Raw genomic sequence first — 19,389 nt, forward strand, 5'->3', positions numbered from 1 at the left:
AAAAGCCGCCCATTCGCAAGGAATGGGCGGCTTCTCGTCGAGCAGAGGATTTACTTCAGCGCGCGGTTCACGGCCGAGACCACAGCGCGCAGTGACGCGGTGGTGATCGAGGTCGCGATCCCGACGCCCCAGACGGTGGTGGCCACACCGGACGGCGAGGTCACCGAGGCCTCGACGTAGGCCGCGGCCTGAGCGTCGTCGCCTGCCGACATGGCGTGCTCGGAGTAGTCGAGGACGCTGACGTCGTAGCCGATGGTGGACAGTGCGTCGACGAACGACGCGAGCGGACCGTTGCCGGATCCGGAGATCTCCTGCTCCACGCCGTCGACCTTCACGGTTGCGACGATCGTGTCGGTTCCGCCGTCGACCTCCGCAGCCTGGACCGACTGCTTGATGCGCTCGAGCGGGCGGATCGGGGTCAGGTACTCCTCGGCGAAGACGTCCCACATCTCCTTGGGCGAGACCTCGCCGCCCTCACCGTCGGTGATGCGCTGGACGGCCTGCGAGAACTCGATCTGCAGGCGGCGCGGCAGGTTCAGCCCGTGATCGGACTTCATGATGTACGCGACGCCGCCCTTGCCGGACTGCGAGTTGACGCGAATGACGGCCTCGTAGGTGCGACCGACGTCCTTGGGATCGACGGGCAGGTACGGGACCTGCCAGGTGACGTCCCCGATGTCCGAACCCTGTTCGTCCGCAGTGACTTTCATCGCGTCCAGGCCCTTGTTGATGGCGTCCTGGTGGCTGCCGGAGAAGGCGGTGTAGACCAGGTCGCCGCCGTAGGGATGTCGCTCGGCGACGGGAAGTTGGTTGCAGTACTCCACCGTTCGGCGCACTTCGTCGATGTTGGAGAAGTCGATCTGCGGATCGACTCCGCGGGTGAACAGGTTCAACCCGAGCGTGACCAGGCAAACGTTGCCGGTGCGCTCGCCGTTGCCGAACAGACATCCCTCGATGCGGTCTGCACCGGCCTGGTAGCCGAGTTCTGCTGCGGCAACACCGGTTCCGCGGTCGTTGTGCGGGTGCAGTGACAGCACGATGCTGTCGCGGCGGTCGAGGTTGCGGCTCATCCACTCGATCGAGTCGGCGTAGACGTTGGGTGTCGCCATCTCGACGGTGGCCGGCAGATTCAGAATCAGGGGCTTGTCGGGGGTGGGATCGATGATCGCGGTGACCGCGTCGCACACCTCTTTGGCGTAGGCGAGCTCGGTGCCGGTGTAGGACTCGGGGGAGTACTCGTAGCGCCAGTCGGTATCGGGGAACTTGGCTGCTTCTTCGAGGACCTTGCGGGCACCGTCGGTGGCGATCTTCTTGATGACGTCACGCTCGGCCCGGAACACCACCCGGCGCTGCAGGATGGACGTCGAGTTGTAGAAGTGCACGATGACGCTGCGGGCACCCTCGCACGCAACGAAGGTGCGCTCGATCAGTTCGGGACGGCACTGCGTCAGCACCTGGATGGTGACGTCGTCGGGGATCGCGCCGTCCTCGATGATCTCGCGGACGAAATCGAAGTCGGTCTGACTGGCGGACGGAAACCCGACCTCGATCTGCTTGTAGCCCATACGGACCAGCAGGTCGAACATGCGCCGCTTACGGGCCGGGCTCATCGGATCGATCAGCGCCTGGTTGCCGTCACGCAGATCCACTGCGCACCACTGCGGCGTCCGGTCGATGATCTTGTCCGGCCACGTGCGGTCGGGGAGGGTGATGGGCTCCACTTCCTCGGCGAACGGCCGATAACGGAAGGTGGGCATCGAGGAGTTCTTCTGGGTGTTCCAAGCGGGCTGGTCGCTGGGCGCGGGCCGCGAAGGCGGGGTGATGGTGCGCGATCCCGAGGTGAATGCGTCGGCTGGTGACATGGTCTTCGTCTCTCCGTACAGATCAGAGCAATGTGTTCGACCGGCGCAACGAACCCCGCGACGGGAAGCCAGTCTGGTCTCAGACCCCGTCGCGGCTGTTAAGAAGGAGAGCTCGCAGCATGGGCTGAGTGTACTACCGCCAACCGATGGCCTACCCCAGGGTTGACGCGTCGAATTCTGTAACGACCGCGTCGAGTCGACGTTGCCACTGCTCGATGTCATCCATTCGTCCGACGTCGGGCATCGTCCAGCAGTGCGCGAGGAGTTCGTATCCGAGGCGATCGACCTCGACATGCTGCGACCAGACCCGATGCGTCCACCCTCGATCGTTGTGTGCAGCCTCGGCCCCGGCCAACGCGGACCCGACGAGCTCGAACTGGACGTCGCGCCGTACGGCGAGAGCTGTCGGCGCGGCCACGTCCTCGGTCCGCAACACCGTCAGCAGATGCGCGCCGAGAGTCAGAACTCGGCCGTCGGACCACAGCAATGTGCGTCGAAATGCTCCGGGCAGCAGCAGCCACAGCGCCGCGAATGCGAAAGCCACGCCCACCGTCGTCTCCACGATTCGGTCGACGACGATGTCCTCGAGCACAGCCCCGGGATGCGTCAACGTGCCCATCAAGAGAGCGAGCGGGGTGATGAACGTGACGGCCAATCCGTAGTTCCGCGCGACCGACACCTCGATCGCGAACTGCAGCACCATCAACACCACGATGACGGCCAGGCCGGTGAGCGGCGAGAGATAGATGGCCGAGAACAGGGCAACGCCGGCAAGGGTTCCGCCGAGCCGCTGCAGTCCACGGTAGGTGCCGTGCACCCGATCGGGACCCTGCTGCAGCACCAGGACGGCACCGAGAATCGCCCAGTCCGGCCGGCTCAGATCCAGCGCGACGCTGATCCCGCCCGCCGCCGCTGCCGCGCAGAACACCCGAACGGCGGTCGACATCGCATGGGAATCACGGTGCAGCGAGCGCCGCAATCGATATCCGACGCTGGGCCGAGCCAGCGGCAGCTGATCGGATACGAAATCGACCGCCCGATCCGGATCCGCCCGCACGGCGGTCGTCGCCGCAAAGGCCCGGTGCGCGTCGAACAATCTCTGAACCAGCACCGGCCTCGATGACGACCGTGCGGCACCCGCGTCGTACACGGCGGCCCAGGCTGCGTGCAGACGCGCGGCCGCCGCATGACGGTCGGCGGCAGACGCCGTCGGCGAACTCGTGTACTTCTCGATCGCGCCCACCGCGGCTCCGACGGCCTCGCGCTCAGGTCCTCGTGGATCCCACAGCACCCCGGACATCGACACCACCAGCGCCGACGCGACGCCGACAGCCGCACACACCGCACCATGAGCGGCGCTGACGCCGGCTCCGGGAATGTACGACGACACCGCGCACACCAGCACGAAGAAGAACGCTCCCGGCGGTCCCAGTCGCAGCGCGGCGATGACGTAGACCGCGACGAGAGCGAGGAGCGAGAGCAGGGTCACCGGAATCATCTGCGCCCATCCGGTACTGCCGAGATCGAGCGCCATCTGCCCGGCCGTCGCCCCGAGCCACACCGAGGCCACCAGTGCGCCGCCGGCAGTCAGGACCACCCACCATCGCGAACGATAAGGACGGCCCTCGCCGTAGATGACGGCGAAGCTGCCCGAGACCACCAGCAGGGCCTCGGTGTGGAACCCGAGAACCCACGCCGCGATCGCGGGGACACCGAACGCCAGAGCCGAGCGCAGTCCACCCGGCCAACGACGGCCGACGGCGGGGAGCCCGTAGAGCACCCGCAGACCTTGCGGGGGTGGCGGCGGGCGATGCTCGGGAAGTGTCACCCGACCATGTTAGGACAGGCGTATCCGCAGGCGAGCCGCCCTAAAGTCCCAGCTCGGAGCTACCCGGGCCACCGCTCGGGGTGCCGGATCGGTAGGGTTACCCCGGAACAATCGCCCGATTGTCGGCTATCCAGCGGAGGTAAACACGCGTGGCTCTCATCGTCCAGAAGTACGGTGGATCGTCGGTGGGGACCGCCGAACGCATCCGACGCGTCGCTGAACGAATCGTCGAGACCAAGAAGGCAGGCAACGACGTCGTCGTGGTCGTGTCGGCCATGGGCGACACAACCGACGAACTACTCGACCTGGCCCAGCAGGTGTGCCCGGCCCCGCCGGCTCGCGAGATGGACATGCTGCTCACCTCGGGTGAACGCATCTCCAACGCGTTGGTAGCGATGGCCATCCACTCGCTCGGTGCCGAGGCCCGGTCGTTCACCGGCTCCCAGGCAGGCGTCGTCACCACCAGCGTGCACGGCAACGCCAAGATCATCGACGTCACCCCCGGCCGCGTGCGCAGCGCTCTCGACGAGGGCTCGATCGTGCTCGTCGCCGGATTCCAGGGCGTCAGCCAGGACAGCAAGGACGTCACCACGCTCGGTCGCGGTGGTTCGGACACCACCGCCGTAGCCCTCGCCGCGGCACTGAACGCCGACGTCTGCGAGATCTACACCGACGTCGACGGCATCTTCACCGCGGACCCGCGCATCGTGCCCAACGCCCGGCACCTCGACACCGTCTCGTTCGAGGAGATGCTGGAGATGGCGGCCTGTGGTGCCAAGGTGCTCATGCTGCGCTGCGTCGAATATGCCCGTCGCTACAACGTTCCCGTTCACGTGCGCTCGTCGTACACCACGAAACCCGGAACGATCGTCTCCGGATCTATGGAGGACATTCCAGTGGAAGAAGCAATTCTCACCGGCGTCGCACACGATCGCAGCGAGGCGAAGGTCACCGTCGTCGGCCTGCCCGACACCCCCGGTTACGCCGCCAAGGTGTTTCGCGCCGTGGCGGATTCGGAGATCAACATCGACATGGTGTTGCAGAACGTGTCCAAGATCGACACCGGCAAGACCGACATCACCTTCACCTGCCCCAAGGCCGACGGCCCGACGGCAGTGGAGAAGCTCACCAAGCTGCAGGCCGAGATCGGCTTCGCACAGGTGCTCTACGACGATCACATCGGCAAGGTTTCCCTCGTCGGTGCCGGCATGAAGAGCCACCCCGGCGTCACCGCGACGTTCTGTGAGGCCCTCGCCGACGCCGGCATCAACATCGACCTGATCAGCACCTCGGAGATCCGTATCTCGGTGCTGTGCAGCGACACTCAGCTCGACGAAGCAGTACGCGCGCTGCACGCCGCCTTCGATCTCGGTGGCGACGAAGAAGCCGTCGTACACGCAGGAACAGGACGATAGAAGATGACCACTGTTGCAGTCGTAGGAGCCACCGGCCAGGTCGGTGCTGTGATGCGAACCCTGTTGGAGGAGCGCAACTTTCCGGCCGACACCGTTCGATTCTTCGCCTCCGCTCGCTCGGCCGGCAAGAAGCTGCCGTTCCGCGGCGAGGAGATCGTCGTCGAGGACGCGTCCACCGCCGACCTCACCGGAATCGACATCGCACTGTTCTCGGCCGGTGCCACGCTCTCGCGCGAGCAGGCACCGCGCTTCGCCGCGGCAGGCGCCACCGTCATCGACAACTCGTCGGCGTTCCGCAAGGACTCCGATGTGCCGTTGGTGGTCAGCGAGGTCAACCCCGAGGCAGCGAAGAACCCGCCCCGCGGCATCATCGCCAACCCCAACTGCACCACCATGGCCGCGATGCCGGTGCTCAAGGTGCTGCACGACGAGGCAGGCCTGCAGCGTCTGATCGTCTCGAGCTACCAGGCCGTCTCCGGTAGCGGACTCGCCGGTGTCGAGGAGCTCGCCACCCAGGCGCGCGCCGTCATCGGCGACGTCGAAAAGCTGGTGCACGACGGTTCGTCGGTCGATTTCCCGGCCCCGAACAAGTACGTCGCGCCGATCGCCTTCAACGTCCTGCCGCTGGCCGGTGCGTTGGTGGACGACGGATCCGGCGAAACCGACGAGGACCAGAAACTGCGCAACGAATCGCGCAAGATCCTCGGCCTGCCCGACCTGCTGGTCAGCGGCACCTGCGTGCGCGTGCCCGTGTTCACCGGCCACTCGCTGTCGATCAACGCCGAGTTCGCCAGCCCGCTCTCGGTGGAGCGTGCTCGTGAACTGCTCGCATCGGCACCGGGCGTCACGCTCGTAGACGTGCCGACGCCTCTGCAAGCCGCAGGCGCGGACGATTCGTTGGTCGGCCGCATCCGTCAGGACCCGGGCGTTCCCGAGGGCCGCGGACTGGCACTGTTCGTCTCGGGCGACAACCTCCGTAAGGGCGCGGCGCTCAACACGATTCAGATCGCCGAACTGCTGGTGTAGCTGGTGCGCGTTGTGCACCTCTTGGGGGTGCACAACGCGCACGAGCGGGCATCAGTTGAGCCGCAGGCCCTCGGCCGACGCGTCGAAGATATGCGCGTGAGCGTCGTCGATGCGGACGTGCACGCGGTCACCCTTCTCGGGCGGGCTGCGCCAATCGGCTCGCGCGACGATCGTCTCGGTGCGGCCGTTGATGTCTGCGCGGCCGAACACGAACGCCTCCGATCCGAGTTCCTCGACCACATCGATCTCCAGAGCGATTCCGCTGCCGGCAATCTCGATGTGCTCGGGCCGAATACCGAACATCACCTCCGTCGCGGACCCGAGAGTCTGCCGGGGAACCGGAATGACCTGATCGGCCAGGCGGACGCCGCCGTCGGTGACCGGAGCGCGGAACAAGTTCATCGACGGTGAGCCCATGAACCCGGCGACGAACGCATTGACCGGGGTGCGGTACAGCTCGCGCGGGGTGGCGCACTGTTGCAGCACACCACCTTTGAGCACCGCCACCCGATCACCCATCGTCATGGCCTCGACCTGATCGTGAGTGACGTAGACGGTCGTCGTGCCGAGCCTGCGCTGCAGCTGAGCGATCTGCGTGCGCGTCTGCACCCGAAGTTTGGCGTCGAGGTTGGACAGAGGCTCGTCCATCAGGAACACCTGGGGTTGGCGAACTATGGCGCGGCCCATGGCAACTCGCTGCCGCTGCCCGCCGGAGAGGGCCTTGGGCTTGCGGTCCAGGTACGGCTCCAAGTCGAGCAGTTTCGCTGCCTCCTCGACGCGAGTGCGAATGTCGTCCTTGTTCGCCTTCGCCAGCTTGAGGGCGAACCCCATGTTCTCGGCGACGGTCATGTGCGGGTACAGCGCGTAGTTCTGGAACACCATCGCGATGTCGCGATCCTTGGGTTCGGAATGGGTGACGTCCTTGCCGCCGATGAGGATGCGACCGGAATTGACCTCTTCGAGCCCCGCGAGCATCCGGAGCGACGTCGACTTGCCGCAGCCCGAGGGGCCGACCAGGACGAGGAACTCACCGTCCTCGATGTGCAGGTCGAGCTCGTTCACCGCGGGGGCGTCGGAGCCGGGAAAAAGCCTGGTCGTACGCTCGAAAGTAATCGTTGCCATGACAAATAGATCCCTCCACCGGCAGGAACGTGCCGGACGATCCGAGTGTGGGGTGACGGCGGGAGCCGACGGGCACATAGTATGGCCCCAATCACAACAAGGAGAGAGGTGGCCGGGTGAGCGGCTCTGTGTCCAGACGAACCGCCCTGCGTGGGCTCGCCGTCGCCGCCGTAGCCGCTGGTGCCGCAGCACTCCCGGTGGCGTCGACGACGCGCCGCGCGATGGCCGACGACTTCCTCCGCGGCCAGAGCCCCCTGCTGTTCCATTCACCGCCGCTGACGCCGTTCCGGGACGAACTGCCGCGGTTGCCGTTGATCGGCGGCACGGAGATCTCGCTCGACGCGCACAGCTCCACCCACGTGTTCCACGCCGATCTACGCCCCGCGCCCACCTTCGGGTACGGCGAGTGCGACTACCTCGGACCCACCATCGAGTCGCAGACCGGCCAACCCTGGACGCTGAAGTACTCCAACACCACCGCCGGTAACCCGCTCGCCGCCGACATCGACACCTCGCTGCACGGGATGAGCGAGATGGACCGCACGATGACGCCGACGTCGCTGCACCTGCACGGCAGCATCACCGAGCCGGCGAGCGACGGGCACTCCGAGATGCTGGTGCGCCCGGGCGAGTCGATGACGCACAACTTCCCGGGACTCAACGACGCTGCCGGACTCTGGTACCACGACCACGCCATGTCGATGACGCGCATCAACGTCTATGCAGGTCTGCTCGGCATGAACCTCGTCCGTGATCGGTGGGATACCGGCACTTCCGACAACACGCTGGGTCTGCCCTCGGGTGAGTTCGAGCTGCCGCTGGTGCTGCAGGAAAAGATCATGAACCCCGACGGCAGCATGAGTATCCGCTCCAACATCACTGTGCCGCAGGGTAAATGGGAGGGTGGCGGCACGGGAGACGTGGGCGTCGTCAACGGCAAGATCTGGCCGACGATGGAAGTCGCCCGCGGCATGTACCGCCTGCGCGTGGTCAACGCCGGGTCGTACAGCGTGTGGAACCTGTTCTTCACCAACCGCTTACGCTTCTGGGTCATCGGCAACGACGGCGGATTGCTCGACGCGCCGGTGGAAACCACCAGCATCCGACTCGCACCCGCCGAACGCGCCGACATCCTGGTCGACTTCGGGGCTGTCGAAGCAGGGGCTTTGGTCGAGTTGCTCAACGACGAGCCGCCGCCGGCGCAGGCCGCATCGCTCGGCGCAGTGCCGATGCCGATGTTCTGCCAGTTCCGCGTCGCGTCCGCAGCCGGATTCCGGGGAGGGATGCCGACACTGCTGCGCGGAGGAAAGGGGCAACCGGATCTGTTGCCCGCGTTGCCGACACCTACCTTCACCCGCACCGTCACCGTGAACCAGCCCTCCGGTGGGCTGAACCTCGATATGACGCTGATGAACCTGAACAACCTGCGGTACTCGGACCCGGACATCGAGATGCCCAAGCAAGGCACCGTGGAGATGTGGAACATCGTCAACACGACGGTCGAGCCGCACCCGATTCACCTGCACCTGGCGCACTTTCGGACACTGGGGCGGATCCCCATCGACCTCGCCGCGTACCAACGCGACTTCCCCAGGCCGGCATTCGGCACCAGATGGGCTCCGCCGGTGGAGAAGTTCCTCACCGGACCGTCCGTGCCGCCGGCCACATGGGAAGCCGGGTGGAAAGATACCGTCAACACGTACCCGGGCACCGTCACACAGATCCTCGTCCGATTCCCGACGGCCGACGAACTCGGCTTCGACCCCGACGCCACCTTCGCGGGACCGGCCGCGCACCACGGCGGTGAGCACGCCGGGCACGACATGGGTGGGTCGAGTGAGTTGCAGGGTTACATGTGGCACTGCCACATGCTCGATCACGAGGACCACGAAATGATGCTGCGGTACCGCACCGTCGCTCCGTGATCCGAACCTGTCGGTGGGTGGGTATAGCTTTCGTGGGGTGAAGACATGGGGGGATGTGTTCGGGCTCGGGGACCAGGAATTGGTGTCCGCGCTCGCTGAGGTGTCCTCCCACGAAAGTGCCGTCGCTGCAGCCAGATACGCGATGCTGGCGGAGGTCGAGCGGCGTGGTCTGGCGATGAAGCTCGGGCATTCGACGGTCACCCGCTGGTATGCGAGGTCGGTGCGCATCACCGACGGATCCGCTGCCCGTCAGGTGGAACTCGGGCAATGGCTCACCCAGTGGCCGATCGTGCTCGACGCCCTCGCCGGTGGTGAGATCCATGCCGCGCACGCGTCGGCGATCGCCGACGGCTACGCCACCGTGGTGGTCGCCGACCCCACCCTCGACGAGCAGCGCCGCGACGCTGTCGTCGCGGAACTGCTCGAGCACGCGATTCGCGGCACCGCCGGGCAGGTCAGCTCCCGTGCCCAGGCACTCGCGCATTCTGCGGCAGAGGACGCCAGATCGCGGCACGAGCAGGCCGAGAAGAAACGCCGGGAGCAGGAACGAGAGCGCGAGCAAGAGCAGGCGGGCCGAGCCGATGCCGGTGGTTCCGGTGGCTCCGGTGATGCCGGTGGCTCCGGTGATGCCGGTGGTTCGGGTGGGCCCGAACCTGCTGGGCCCGAGCCTGTTCCGTCGGGTCCGCCGCCGGTACCGGTGTCGGAGAACCCGGGCCTGAACCGGTTCGATGTTCACCGGCTGGCCAGTGGCCGCTTCCAGATCGGTGGCGACGTCGACCGGCTCCTCGCCGAGAAGCTGCTCACCGTGTTGTCGACTTTGACCGCACCGCACCCGGGCCCGGGTGGGGAACGTGACCCGCGGAGTCCGTCGAAACGCCGGGCCGATGCACTCGATCGGATTCTCGACCGGCACCTGCGCGGTGGCAGCCGCGGTGCGGCGGGCGGGTCGCGGGCGTCGGTGCACCTGATCGTTCCGCTGCGAGACCTGCTCACTGACCGCGGAAACAAGCAAACCACCAGCGCACCAACGGCTTCGACAACACACCGCGCCGGTGCTGGCGGCGGTCACCGCGCCGGTGAGAGTTTTGGTGCCCACGGCAACTCACGAAACAGCGCTGCCGACGCCGGTCCCGGTGGTGGTGCTGACAGCGGTCACCGAGTCAACAAGAGTGCTGCCGGCGACAGTTCAGGAACCAGTGCTACTGACGCCGGTCCTGATCGTGGTGTTGACCGCGGCCACCGCGCCGGCGGGAGCAGTGCTGATGCCGACGGCAACTCACGAGAGGGTGATACCGACGCCGGTCTCGATCGGGCCACCGGCTGCGGTCAACGCGCCGGCGGGAGTTCTGGTGCCGGCGACACTTCACGAACCGGTGACTCTCACGACGATCCTGTCGGTGGTCGCAGCACTGACGGTAGTGATGCTGCCGGTCGTGTCGATGCCGGAGGGAAGTCCGTTCCCGAGCCGGGCGATGCCGAGTGGCCGTTCCACTTCGACTGGACAGGGCCGATGAGCCGCTCCCTCGCCGAACTTCTCACCTGCGACGCCGACCTCACCCCGGTCATCGTCGACCACCACGGCGTTCCGCTCGCGCTCGGCCGCACCACCCGACTCGCCACCGACGACCAACGCATCGCCCTGACCATCCGCGACCGATGCTGCGTGATGTGCGGCCGACCCGCACAGTGGTGCCAAGCCCACCACGTGAAGTTCTGGGAGCACGGCGGCCCCACCGACCTGAACAACCTCGCCCTGGTCTGCGGAGAATGCCACCGCCTCGTCCACCACGGCGAGTGGCAACTGTTCATGGGCGACGACGGACACCCCTACGCCATCCCACCCGAATCCATCGACCCCACACGACAACCCATCCCCAGCTACCACCGACGAAAACAGCGAGCAGCCTGACCGGCGGTCAGCTGTGGATTCGTCGACGAATTTCGGGCCGCCGGGGCATCGCTTCTACTCGACACGCGACCTAATGTCAGGGTCGCTCTGCGTTCGACCGCCCAGCCCGCTGCAAGCTGCCCGCTGACCGGGCAACGTCGTGACTCTGTCGGCGTTGTGGCGGTGCGCGGCCCCGGCCCCTGCGGCTGGAGCAGTCGACTACGGAGGCGTCGGTCGTCGGTCACCGGTCGTCACGAGCGGGGGCCGGGGGCACCTGTTCTCGGTAGTGCGACGCAATCTCGCCCGGAGTGGTGAACCAGACGCCGTCGCTGTTGTCGGTCATGTGTTTCAGCGCCGCGCGGAACCGTCGAAGTCGGTAGGGCTGTCCGGTGAGGAAGGTGTGCAGTGAGATCGCGAGCACCACAGGTTGGTGCGTCGAGTTCTCCTTCAGCTCGTCGAAACTGTCGATTATGTTGCGCTCGAACGTCGCTGCGGTCTGGTGATGGTGAACGAACACCGGCAGATCGTTGATCTCATGGGGATACGGAACGCTGAGTAGTGGGCCGCTCCGGGTGTCGAGCCACACCGGCTGATCGTCGATGGGCCAATCCAACGTGTACTCGTAGCCGCGTTCGGCGAGAAGGTCTTCGGTCACTCGGCTGGGGTTGGCACCGGGGCTCATCCAACCCCGAGGCGGGGAGCCTTCGTGGCGCTCGATGGCGGAGGTGACCTCGTCTATCGAGCGTCGTTCGTCGTCTTCGTCCTGATCGTTCGGTTGCACGGCGTTCGTTCGGCCGTGCGCGACGACCTCGGCGTCGAGGGCACGGAAGGCGTCGATCAGCTGCGGGGCATGCTCGTACACTTCGGTGTTGACGAGCAGTGTCGGTCGAATCCCGATCTGCTGCATCGCTTCTGCGATCCGGAAGCCGCCGACGCGGTTGCCGTACTCACGCCAGCCCCAGTTGTAGGTATTCGGCTGATCCATCGCGGGCGTGTATCCGAGGCCGGGTTCGCCGTCGTCGTACGGAAAATGCTCGCAGTTGACGGCCACGTACACCGCGAGGCGCGCACCGCGCGGCCAGTCGAACTTTGGACGATCGCCGATGGGGGAGTAGTCGAAGCGACCATGAGAGGCGAGGGGCATGGCAGCAGAATTGCCCACGGCACGTCGGCGCAAACCGCGGATCGGCGTCAGGGAAGCCGCCGTGCTTGCGCTCGGGCGAAGTCCACGGGGTGGGTTTTCTTCTGATGCGAGCGGACGGGGGAGAGCAGCAGCCAGAAAGCGAAGAAGCACACCGCACGGATCAGCACCCACACGAACCAGACGGGCCATACGATCAGTAGTCCGAGCTGCGCCAGGTTCTTCAGCCCCACCGGGATGCCGTCGGCGAGCGCGAGCCACCGCAGCGGATTCAGTTTGCGGAGAAAGCGCTTCGGCTCCGAGTACGGCTCGTCGGGTCCGATGCTCAGTGGGGAGACAGTACTCGGCGGTGATATCGACATGGGCAGACCTGTCTCACGGTGATCGGAGGGTCGGCCCCCCGATCACCGTGCTCGGCGACGGACTACGGCGTGATGACGGTCTGCTCGTCCACCTGAGTGGTGGCGTCGACCAGCAAGTCGAATTGGTCGATGCTGCCGTCGACATTGATCTGCAGGATGTAGTAGCCGTCCTGCCCGGTGATGATCGTCGTCTTCTGCGCCGATACCAGTTCCTCTCCCGTCTCCTCGTCCGTGTAGGTGCCGGCTATCTGGTACGCCGGGAAGCCCGACAGCGTCGACACGGCACCCTCACCGGACGGGGTGAAATCGGGCAGGTTCATCAATTCGCCTGGGGCGTAGTCGATGATGGCCTGCGGATCGACGTCGCCTTCGAGTTTGGAGACGATGGCGATCATGCTCGGCGTGCGCTCGTCGGCGGCGACCTCGGGGTAGATGATTGCGCCGTAGGCCCAGTCGGGGGTCTGCTCGGCCGCGTCCACCCAGCCGTCCGGGATGGCCAGGTCGATGGTGGGCGCGGTGGGATCGTCACGGGTGACGGGGATTTCGGTCAGGCCCGCGTCGACGATGTAGTCGGCGATGGTGGGGTTGGGCCCGGTGGGTGCCTCGGTGGTGGTGGCCGGTGCCAGCTTCTTGACCGTCGTGGTCGCGGCGGCCTCGGTCGTCGTCGTTGCGGCCGCCGCCGGGGTGGTGGCCGTCGCTGTGTCGGAGTCACCGCTGCATCCGGCGGCGGTGAACGCGAGAATCACCACGGCTGCGCATGCGGCCCCACGAACACCAATAGTAGAGAGTGTCATCGGTCCTCTTTCGTTCGTTCGGATACAGAATTCAGGCCACAGCAGGGGTTGAACCGACCGGATCGTAGAACCGCGACATTGGAAATGGATTGGAAGATGGCGCACCACCTTCCAATCGATTTCCAATCCTCGCTGGTTAGCGTCTGCAGTCATGAGGTCAGCAGTGAAGACGTTCGCGGTGGTCGGGACAGTCGCGTTGGCATTGTCCGCATGCGGCACTCCAGCGCAATCCGATGGCAGCACAACGGAATCGACACTGCAGGCGGTCGCCGCCGACGCGCCCGCAACGGACGGGATCGTGGGAGATGCGTCCGATCCGGTGAACGAGATCGCCGCCGCGGCGATCGAGGATCTGCAGTCGTATTGGACCGAGCAATTTCCCGCTGTCTACGGCACCGACTACTCGCCCGTCAGCGGTGGCTTCTACGCGGTGGTGCCGTCGTCGGGAGAATTGCCGCCGTGCGCGTCGTCACCCGGAGATATCGCGGGCAACGCCTTCTACTGCCCCGGTGCCGATGTAGTGGCCTGGGACAGTGAGGGTTTGCTCCCCGATCTTCGGGATCGGTTCGGCGACTTCGTGATTCCTGTCGTGATGGCGCACGAATGGGGGCACGCGATCCAGGCGCGCGTGAACTTCGACGGCATGACCGTGACCTCCGAGATTCAGGCGGACTGCTTCGCTGGCGCGTGGGCAGCTCATGCAGTGTCCGACGGCACCGTGTTCGATCCGTCCCAGGCCGAACTCGACAGTGCCCTGGCCGGTTTCCTGTATCTACGTGATGAGCCGGGCAGTTCGGCCGAGAGCGACTCCGCGCACGGCAGTGGCTTCGACCGCGTGAGTTCCTTTCAGACCGGGTTCGACGGTGGGCCGATGGAGTGCAAGCCCTACGTCGACGGTTCGCCTGCCGTCCTGCAGTTGCCGTTCACCAGCCAATCCGACGCCGACCGCGGGGGTGACGCGCCGTTTGCGCAGATCATCGACGGCGTTCCGAAGGATCTCGAGAACTATTGGAGTCTGCTCTTTCCCGAATTGACGGGCCGGCCGTGGGAGCCACTGAAGCCCGTCGTCGCGTTCGATCCCTCCGATGCGCCGGATTGCGGCGGGCAGTCGGCGACCGGTTACGTGCTGTTCTACTGCGTGCCCGACGACTACGTGGGATTCGATGCGGTCGACGCGATGCCGCGGTTCTACGAGCAAGGTGGGGATTTCGCCGTCGCGGCGCTGATCGCGACGCAGTACGGGCTGGCGGGGATGGCACATGCCGGGATCGACGCCGACAACCAGGACACCTCGTTGCAGGGCGACTGCCTCGCCGGGAGTTGGGCGGCCAGCGTCCTCCTGCAGAACCGCCCTACCAGCGGATACACGCTGTCTCCGGGCGACCTGGACGAGGCCATCGCGGCGTTGCTGCTCTTCCGTGGCGAGGGTGACGAGTCGCGTCAGGGGAGTGGCTTCCTGCGGGTCGAGGCGTTTCGGCACGGGGTGATGGACGGCGCTCAGGCATGCATCTGAGGCCTCGGCCCAACTTAAAGTCAGGCTGGACTGTTTGTTGATTTAGCGCTACTGTGCGAAGTGTGACTACCGACACAGGGCTCGACGACACGGCACCCACCGAGCGCCGAACGCAGGCCGAACGCACCGCGGGCACTCGGGCGAAGCTGCTCGACGCCGCAATCGACTGCCTGGTCGAGTTGGGTTTCGCCAAGACCAGCACCCAGGAGATCGCCCGGCGTGCAGGCGTCTCGCGCGGTGCGCAGCTGCACCACTTCCCGACCAAGGAATCCTTGCTGATCGCGGCCGTCGAGCACCTCGTCGACCGTCGTCTCTCGGAGATCCTCGAAGCCGAACCGGACCCCGAGCGAGGACCCGAGATCCTGGCCGACGCGTTCTCCGGTCCCCTCTTCCACGCCGCGCTCGAGCTCTGGGTGGCTGCCCGTACCGACCCGGCGCTGCACGAGGCGATGATCCCACTGGAGCGGCGCGTCGCCGAGGCCATTCAGGGCGGTGCCCAGATCGTCATGGGTAGCCGGATGTCCCCCGAATCCATCGAGCTCAGTGTCGAACTCGCCCGCGGACTGGCCGTCTCGGCGCTGTTCCGTACTCCCGAAGCCGACGCGCAGCTGCGCGGGCGGCTCCTTCCGATCTGGTCCGAAAAGGTGATGGATTCGTGAACGCAACGCAGCCCGCACACAACGCAACGTTGCCCGCACAGCTCGACGTGCTGGTCGTCGGAGCCGGTTTCGCAGGCCTGGCCGCTGTGGCGAAGATCCTCGCCGCCGAGCCGAGCGCCGACGTGACCGTCATCGAACGCGCGTCCGACGTCGGTGGCACGTGGCGAGACAACACCTACCCGGGGTGTGCGTGCGACGTGCCGACCTCGCTGTACTCGTTCTCGTTCGCCCCGAGTCCGAAGTGGAGTCACACCTTCGCGCGCCAGCCGGAGCTGTTCGACTACCTGCGTTCGGTGGTGGATCGTCTGGACCTGAAGGATCGCATCGTCACGGACTGTGAACTTCGGTCCGCCACCTGGGACGAGGTGAGCAAGCGGTGGTCGGTGCAGACGTCGCAGGGGTCGGCCAGCGCCCGGGTGTTGGTCGCTGCCACCGGGGCGCTGTCCACGCCGAAGATCCCGGACGTCCCCGGCATCGACACGTTCACCGGCACCGTGTTCCATTCCGCCACCTGGAATCACGAGCACGACCTCACCGGTGAGCGGGTCGCCGTGATCGGCACCGGGGCCTCGGCGGTGCAGTTCGTACCCGAGATCGTCGACCGCGCCGAGCGGCTCACCGTCTTCCAGCGCACGCCGGCATGGGTCATTCCGCGCCTGGACCGCACCATCGGCCGGCTCGAAAGAACAGTGTACGAAAAGATTCCCGCGGCCCATCGCGCGGTGCGCGGTGTCATCTACGGCTACCGCGAGGCCTACGTCACGGTGCTGGCGGACAATCCGTGGATGCTGCCCGCGGTGAAGGTGTTCGCCAAGGCCAACTTGAAGCGGCAGGTCAAGGATCCCACGACGCGGGCCGCTCTCACCCCCGACTACGCGCCCGGGTGCAAAAGGCTTCTGCTGTCCAATGATTGGCTGCGGACGTTGGATCGTCCCGATGTCGATCTCGTGACGTCGGGCCTGGCGTCGGTGACCGAGAACGGCGTAGTCGACGCCTCGGGCCGCAACCACGAGGTGGACACGATCATCTTCGCGACGGGGTTCACCCCCACCGAGCCGCCGGTGTCGCATCTGTTGCGCGGCAAGGACGGCCGGACGCTGGCGGAGCACTGGGGCGGTAGCCCGCAGGCGCATCTGGGGACCACCGTCGCCGGCTTCCCGAACCTGTTCCTGATGTACGGCCCCAACACCAACCTCGGGCACAGTTCCATCGTCTACATGCTCGAGTCGCAGGCCAACTACGTGGTATCCGCGCTGAACGAGATGAAGGATCGCAGGATCGCGGCCGTCGAGGTCAACGAATCCGCTCAGCGGCAGCACAATTCGTGGGTCGACTCCGAACTCGACGGCACCGTCTGGAATGCCGGTGGCTGCTCGAGTTGGTACCTCGACGCCAACGGCCGCAACTCGACGATGTGGCCCACCTACACGTTCAAGTTCCGCAACAAGACGCGCGAGTTCGACGTCGTGAACTATCGGCTCGCGTCCGACACTCTCGAATCAGACCACGAGGTGGTATCAGCATGAGCGACTACGACGTATTGATCATCGGCTCCGGTTTCGGCGGCAGCGTCGCCGCGCTGCGGGCAGTCGAGAAGGGCTACCGGGTGGCGGTTCTCGAGTCCGGTCGCCGATTCGAGGACGACGAACTGCCGAAGACCAGCTGGCGTCTACGAAAGTACCTGTGGGCTCCGGCGCTGGGTTGCTATGGGGTGCAACGCATTCATCTGCTACCCGATGTGCTCGTGATGGCGGGCGCTGGCGTCGGCGGAGGTTCGCTGAACTACGCGAACACGCTGTACCAACCGCCGGCGAAGTTCTTCGAGGATCCGCAGTGGGGTTCGATCACCGACTGGCAGCGCGAGCTGAACCCGTACTACGACCAGGCCCGCCGGATGCTCGGCGTCGAGACCAACCCGACCATCACCGCCTCGGACAAGGTGATGAAAGAGGTGGCCGAGGACATGGGCGTGGGGGACACGTTCACCTCGACCCCGGTGGGCGTCTACTTCGGTGATCGCGGCAAGACTGCACCCGACCCGTTCTTCGGTGGTGCAGGCCCCGAGCGCACCGGCTGCACCGAATGCGGAGCGTGCATGACCGGCTGCCGCGTCGGCGCGAAGAACACCCTCGTCAAGAACTACCTGTACCTCGCCGAACACGCTGGCGCGCATGTTCTTCCGTTGACCACGGTCGTGGACGTGCGCCCGAACGGCGCAGGCTACGACGTGGTGACGCGACGGACGGGCGGGAAGCTGCGTCGCAAGGAGAAGACGATCACCGCCGATCAGGTGATCTTCTCGGCCGGGACCTACGGCACCCAGAAGCTGATGCTCGCGGCGAAGGAGAAGGGCTCGTTGCCGCGGCTGTCGGATCGGATCGGTTCGCTCGTGCGCACCAACTCCGAGGCCGTGCTCGCGGCCACCGCCCGCGGCCGTGAGGTCGACTATCACGAGGGCGTGGCGATCACGTCGTCGTTCCATCCCGACGATCACACCCACATCGAGCCGGTGCGATACGGCAAGGGCAGCAACGCCATCGGCCTGTTGCAGACCGTGCTCAGCGACGGCGGCGGCAAGATGCCACGCATCCTCAAGACCCTCGGTGTCGCGTTGCGTCATCCCGGCGCTGCGGCGCGCAGCCTGTCGGTCCATCGCTGGTCGGAGCGCACCGTCATTGCACTGGTGATGCAGACCGACGACAACTCGCTCGAGCTCGGATCCAAGAAGGGGCCGTTCGGGCGTCGCCTGACCAGCAGGCCGGGCGCGGGTGATCCACCACCACAGTGGATTCCGCAGGGGCACGAGGCCATTCGTCTGCTCGCGGACAAGATCGGCGGCGACCCGGGCGGATCGATCGCCGAGATCGTCAACATTCCGATGACCGCGCACTTCCTCGGTGGCTGCGCGATCGGCGACTCGTCGCAGACCGGTGTGATCGACGGGTACCAGCGGGTCTACGGCTACGAGGGACTGCACGTGCTCGACGGTTCTGCCGTCAGCGCCAACCTCGGCGTCAATCCGTCCTTGACGATCACGGCTCAGGCCGAGCGGGCAATGGCGTTGTGGCCCAACAAGGGTGAGCCCGATCGGCGACCCGCGGTGGGCTCGGAGTATCAGGAGATCGCCCCCACTCAGCCGGTTCGCCCGGTGGTGCCGGTGTCGGCCCCGGGTGCCCTGCGGCTCCCGCTGACCGTCGTGGGGAGGGATTCCTGATGTGGAGTGTCACCGAATCCGAGACCGAGCGCACCGACTGGCCGGTCAGCCCGGCAGCGCCGTGGCCGGCGAATGTCCGCGCCACGATCTGGTGGCATCGGGCCCGGTCGTCGGACTTCGCGCCGACAGGTGCCAAGACGCTGCCGATCACGATGTGCATGATCGTCGACTACACGACCTCGCCGGTCGGCCCGTACCGCGAGATTCTGGCGAGCCCGGCCCTGCGCCGAGACGTCGGACGCGTTCCGCGGATGGCGGTGCCGTTCATCGCCGTCGATTCCGCTACGTCGGTGCACGGCGGCCGGACCAACTGGCACCTGCCCAAGGTGTTGGCCGAATTCGAGGGTGACGTGCTGGGCGAGGCCGGGGCGAGCGGCGACGAATGGTCGGTGCGAACGACGTCCCGGGCCGTGGGACCGCAGTTCCCGATGCTCGGCTCCATCGGTTTCGCACAGCCGGTGTCCGGCGGATCGGCCGTCGCCACTGCAAGTCTGAAGGGCAAGGCCAGGGTGGCCCGCGTCGAGGTGGACGCCAAGGGCCCGACGCTCGGTCGCTGGATGCCGTCGGGCACGTATTTCGGGTTGCAGATCGTGTCGGGGTCGATGCGGACTGGTGAAGCGCGCCTGGTCGGATAGCCGAG

15 protein-coding genes are annotated in these 19,389 nt (G+C 66.3%); 9 read left to right on the top strand and 6 right to left on the bottom strand.

Going from position 1 to position 19,389, the window contains the following annotated elements:
* Nucleotides 1–50 precede the first annotated feature (50 nt).
* Both leuA and CH251_RS04595 read right to left on the bottom strand, forming a co-directional pair.
* A complete protein-coding gene (gene leuA, locus CH251_RS04590) occupies nucleotides 51–1,862 on the bottom strand; it encodes a 2-isopropylmalate synthase (RefSeq protein WP_094612046.1) in 1,812 nt (603 codons plus the stop codon).
* Nucleotides 1,863–2,013: 151 nt separating this feature from the next.
* The gene (locus tag CH251_RS04595; protein ID WP_143544962.1) at nucleotides 2,014–3,690 is read right to left on the bottom strand and encodes an FUSC family protein; all 1,677 of its coding nucleotides are present in this window, start codon (nucleotides 3,688–3,690) and stop codon (nucleotides 2,014–2,016) included.
* A 149-nt stretch (nucleotides 3,691–3,839) separates the two neighbouring features.
* On the opposite strand from CH251_RS04595, the gene CH251_RS04600 reads away from it, so the two are divergent.
* Nucleotides 3,840–5,105, top strand: coding sequence for an aspartate kinase (locus CH251_RS04600; protein WP_032395287.1), 1,266 nt, complete (start codon nucleotides 3,840–3,842; stop codon nucleotides 5,103–5,105).
* A gap of 3 nt (nucleotides 5,106–5,108) precedes the next feature.
* Nucleotides 5,109–6,131, top strand: a complete 1,023-nt coding sequence (locus CH251_RS04605) for an aspartate-semialdehyde dehydrogenase (protein ID WP_094612048.1) — start codon at nucleotides 5,109–5,111, stop codon at nucleotides 6,129–6,131.
* Between the two features lie 51 nt (nucleotides 6,132–6,182).
* Here the strand turns inward: CH251_RS04605 and CH251_RS04610 are convergent, their stop codons facing one another.
* The gene (locus CH251_RS04610; protein WP_094612049.1) at nucleotides 6,183–7,253 is read right to left on the bottom strand and encodes an ABC transporter ATP-binding protein; all 1,071 of its coding nucleotides are present in this window, start codon (nucleotides 7,251–7,253) and stop codon (nucleotides 6,183–6,185) included.
* Between the two features lie 116 nt (nucleotides 7,254–7,369).
* On the opposite strand from CH251_RS04610, the gene CH251_RS04615 reads away from it, so the two are divergent.
* Together CH251_RS04615 and CH251_RS27790 are read left to right on the top strand one after the other, a co-directional pair.
* Entirely contained in the window at nucleotides 7,370–9,178 is a 1,809-nt protein-coding gene (locus CH251_RS04615; protein WP_094612050.1) for a multicopper oxidase family protein, read from the top strand.
* A gap of 37 nt (nucleotides 9,179–9,215) precedes the next feature.
* Nucleotides 9,216–11,087, top strand: coding sequence for an HNH endonuclease signature motif containing protein (locus tag CH251_RS27790; RefSeq protein ID WP_256978822.1), 1,872 nt, complete (start codon nucleotides 9,216–9,218; stop codon nucleotides 11,085–11,087).
* 220 nt (nucleotides 11,088–11,307) lie between these two features.
* On the opposite strand, the gene CH251_RS04630 is transcribed toward CH251_RS27790, so the two are convergent.
* The 3 genes from CH251_RS04630 to CH251_RS04640 form a co-directional block, all read right to left on the bottom strand.
* On the bottom strand, nucleotides 11,308–12,210 hold the full coding sequence (locus CH251_RS04630; protein WP_094612152.1) for a polysaccharide deacetylase family protein: 903 nt from the start codon (nucleotides 12,208–12,210) through the stop codon (nucleotides 11,308–11,310).
* A gap of 47 nt (nucleotides 12,211–12,257) precedes the next feature.
* The gene (locus CH251_RS04635) at nucleotides 12,258–12,569 is read right to left on the bottom strand and encodes a hypothetical protein (RefSeq protein WP_094612051.1); all 312 of its coding nucleotides are present in this window, start codon (nucleotides 12,567–12,569) and stop codon (nucleotides 12,258–12,260) included.
* 62 nt (nucleotides 12,570–12,631) lie between these two features.
* Nucleotides 12,632–13,363, bottom strand: coding sequence for an LpqN/LpqT family lipoprotein (locus CH251_RS04640; protein WP_094612052.1), 732 nt, complete (start codon nucleotides 13,361–13,363; stop codon nucleotides 12,632–12,634).
* Nucleotides 13,364–13,514: 151 nt separating this feature from the next.
* On the opposite strand from CH251_RS04640, the gene CH251_RS04645 reads away from it, so the two are divergent.
* Genes CH251_RS04645 through CH251_RS04665 form a run of 5 tightly spaced genes read left to right on the top strand, consistent with a single transcriptional unit; the run spans nucleotide 13,515 to nucleotide 19,384 of the window.
* The gene (locus tag CH251_RS04645) at nucleotides 13,515–14,876 is read left to right on the top strand and encodes a neutral zinc metallopeptidase (protein WP_094612053.1); all 1,362 of its coding nucleotides are present in this window, start codon (nucleotides 13,515–13,517) and stop codon (nucleotides 14,874–14,876) included.
* Between the two features lie 53 nt (nucleotides 14,877–14,929).
* On the top strand, nucleotides 14,930–15,535 hold the full coding sequence (locus CH251_RS04650) for a TetR/AcrR family transcriptional regulator (RefSeq protein ID WP_373454915.1): 606 nt from the start codon (nucleotides 14,930–14,932) through the stop codon (nucleotides 15,533–15,535).
* A complete protein-coding gene (locus CH251_RS04655; protein WP_256978823.1) occupies nucleotides 15,532–17,061 on the top strand; it encodes an NAD(P)/FAD-dependent oxidoreductase in 1,530 nt (509 codons plus the stop codon). Before CH251_RS04650 ends, CH251_RS04655 begins: the two co-directional genes overlap by 4 nt.
* A complete protein-coding gene (locus tag CH251_RS04660; protein ID WP_094612055.1) occupies nucleotides 17,058–18,749 on the top strand; it encodes a GMC oxidoreductase in 1,692 nt (563 codons plus the stop codon). Before CH251_RS04655 ends, CH251_RS04660 begins: the two co-directional genes overlap by 4 nt.
* Entirely contained in the window at nucleotides 18,749–19,384 is a 636-nt protein-coding gene (locus tag CH251_RS04665) for an acetoacetate decarboxylase family protein (RefSeq protein ID WP_094612056.1), read from the top strand. Before CH251_RS04660 ends, CH251_RS04665 begins: the two co-directional genes overlap by 1 nt.
* Nucleotides 19,385–19,389: the final 5 nt, after the last annotated feature.

The organism is Rhodococcus sp. 06-462-5 (assembly GCF_002258315.1).
GTDB lineage: Bacteria > Actinomycetota > Actinomycetes > Mycobacteriales > Mycobacteriaceae > Rhodococcoides.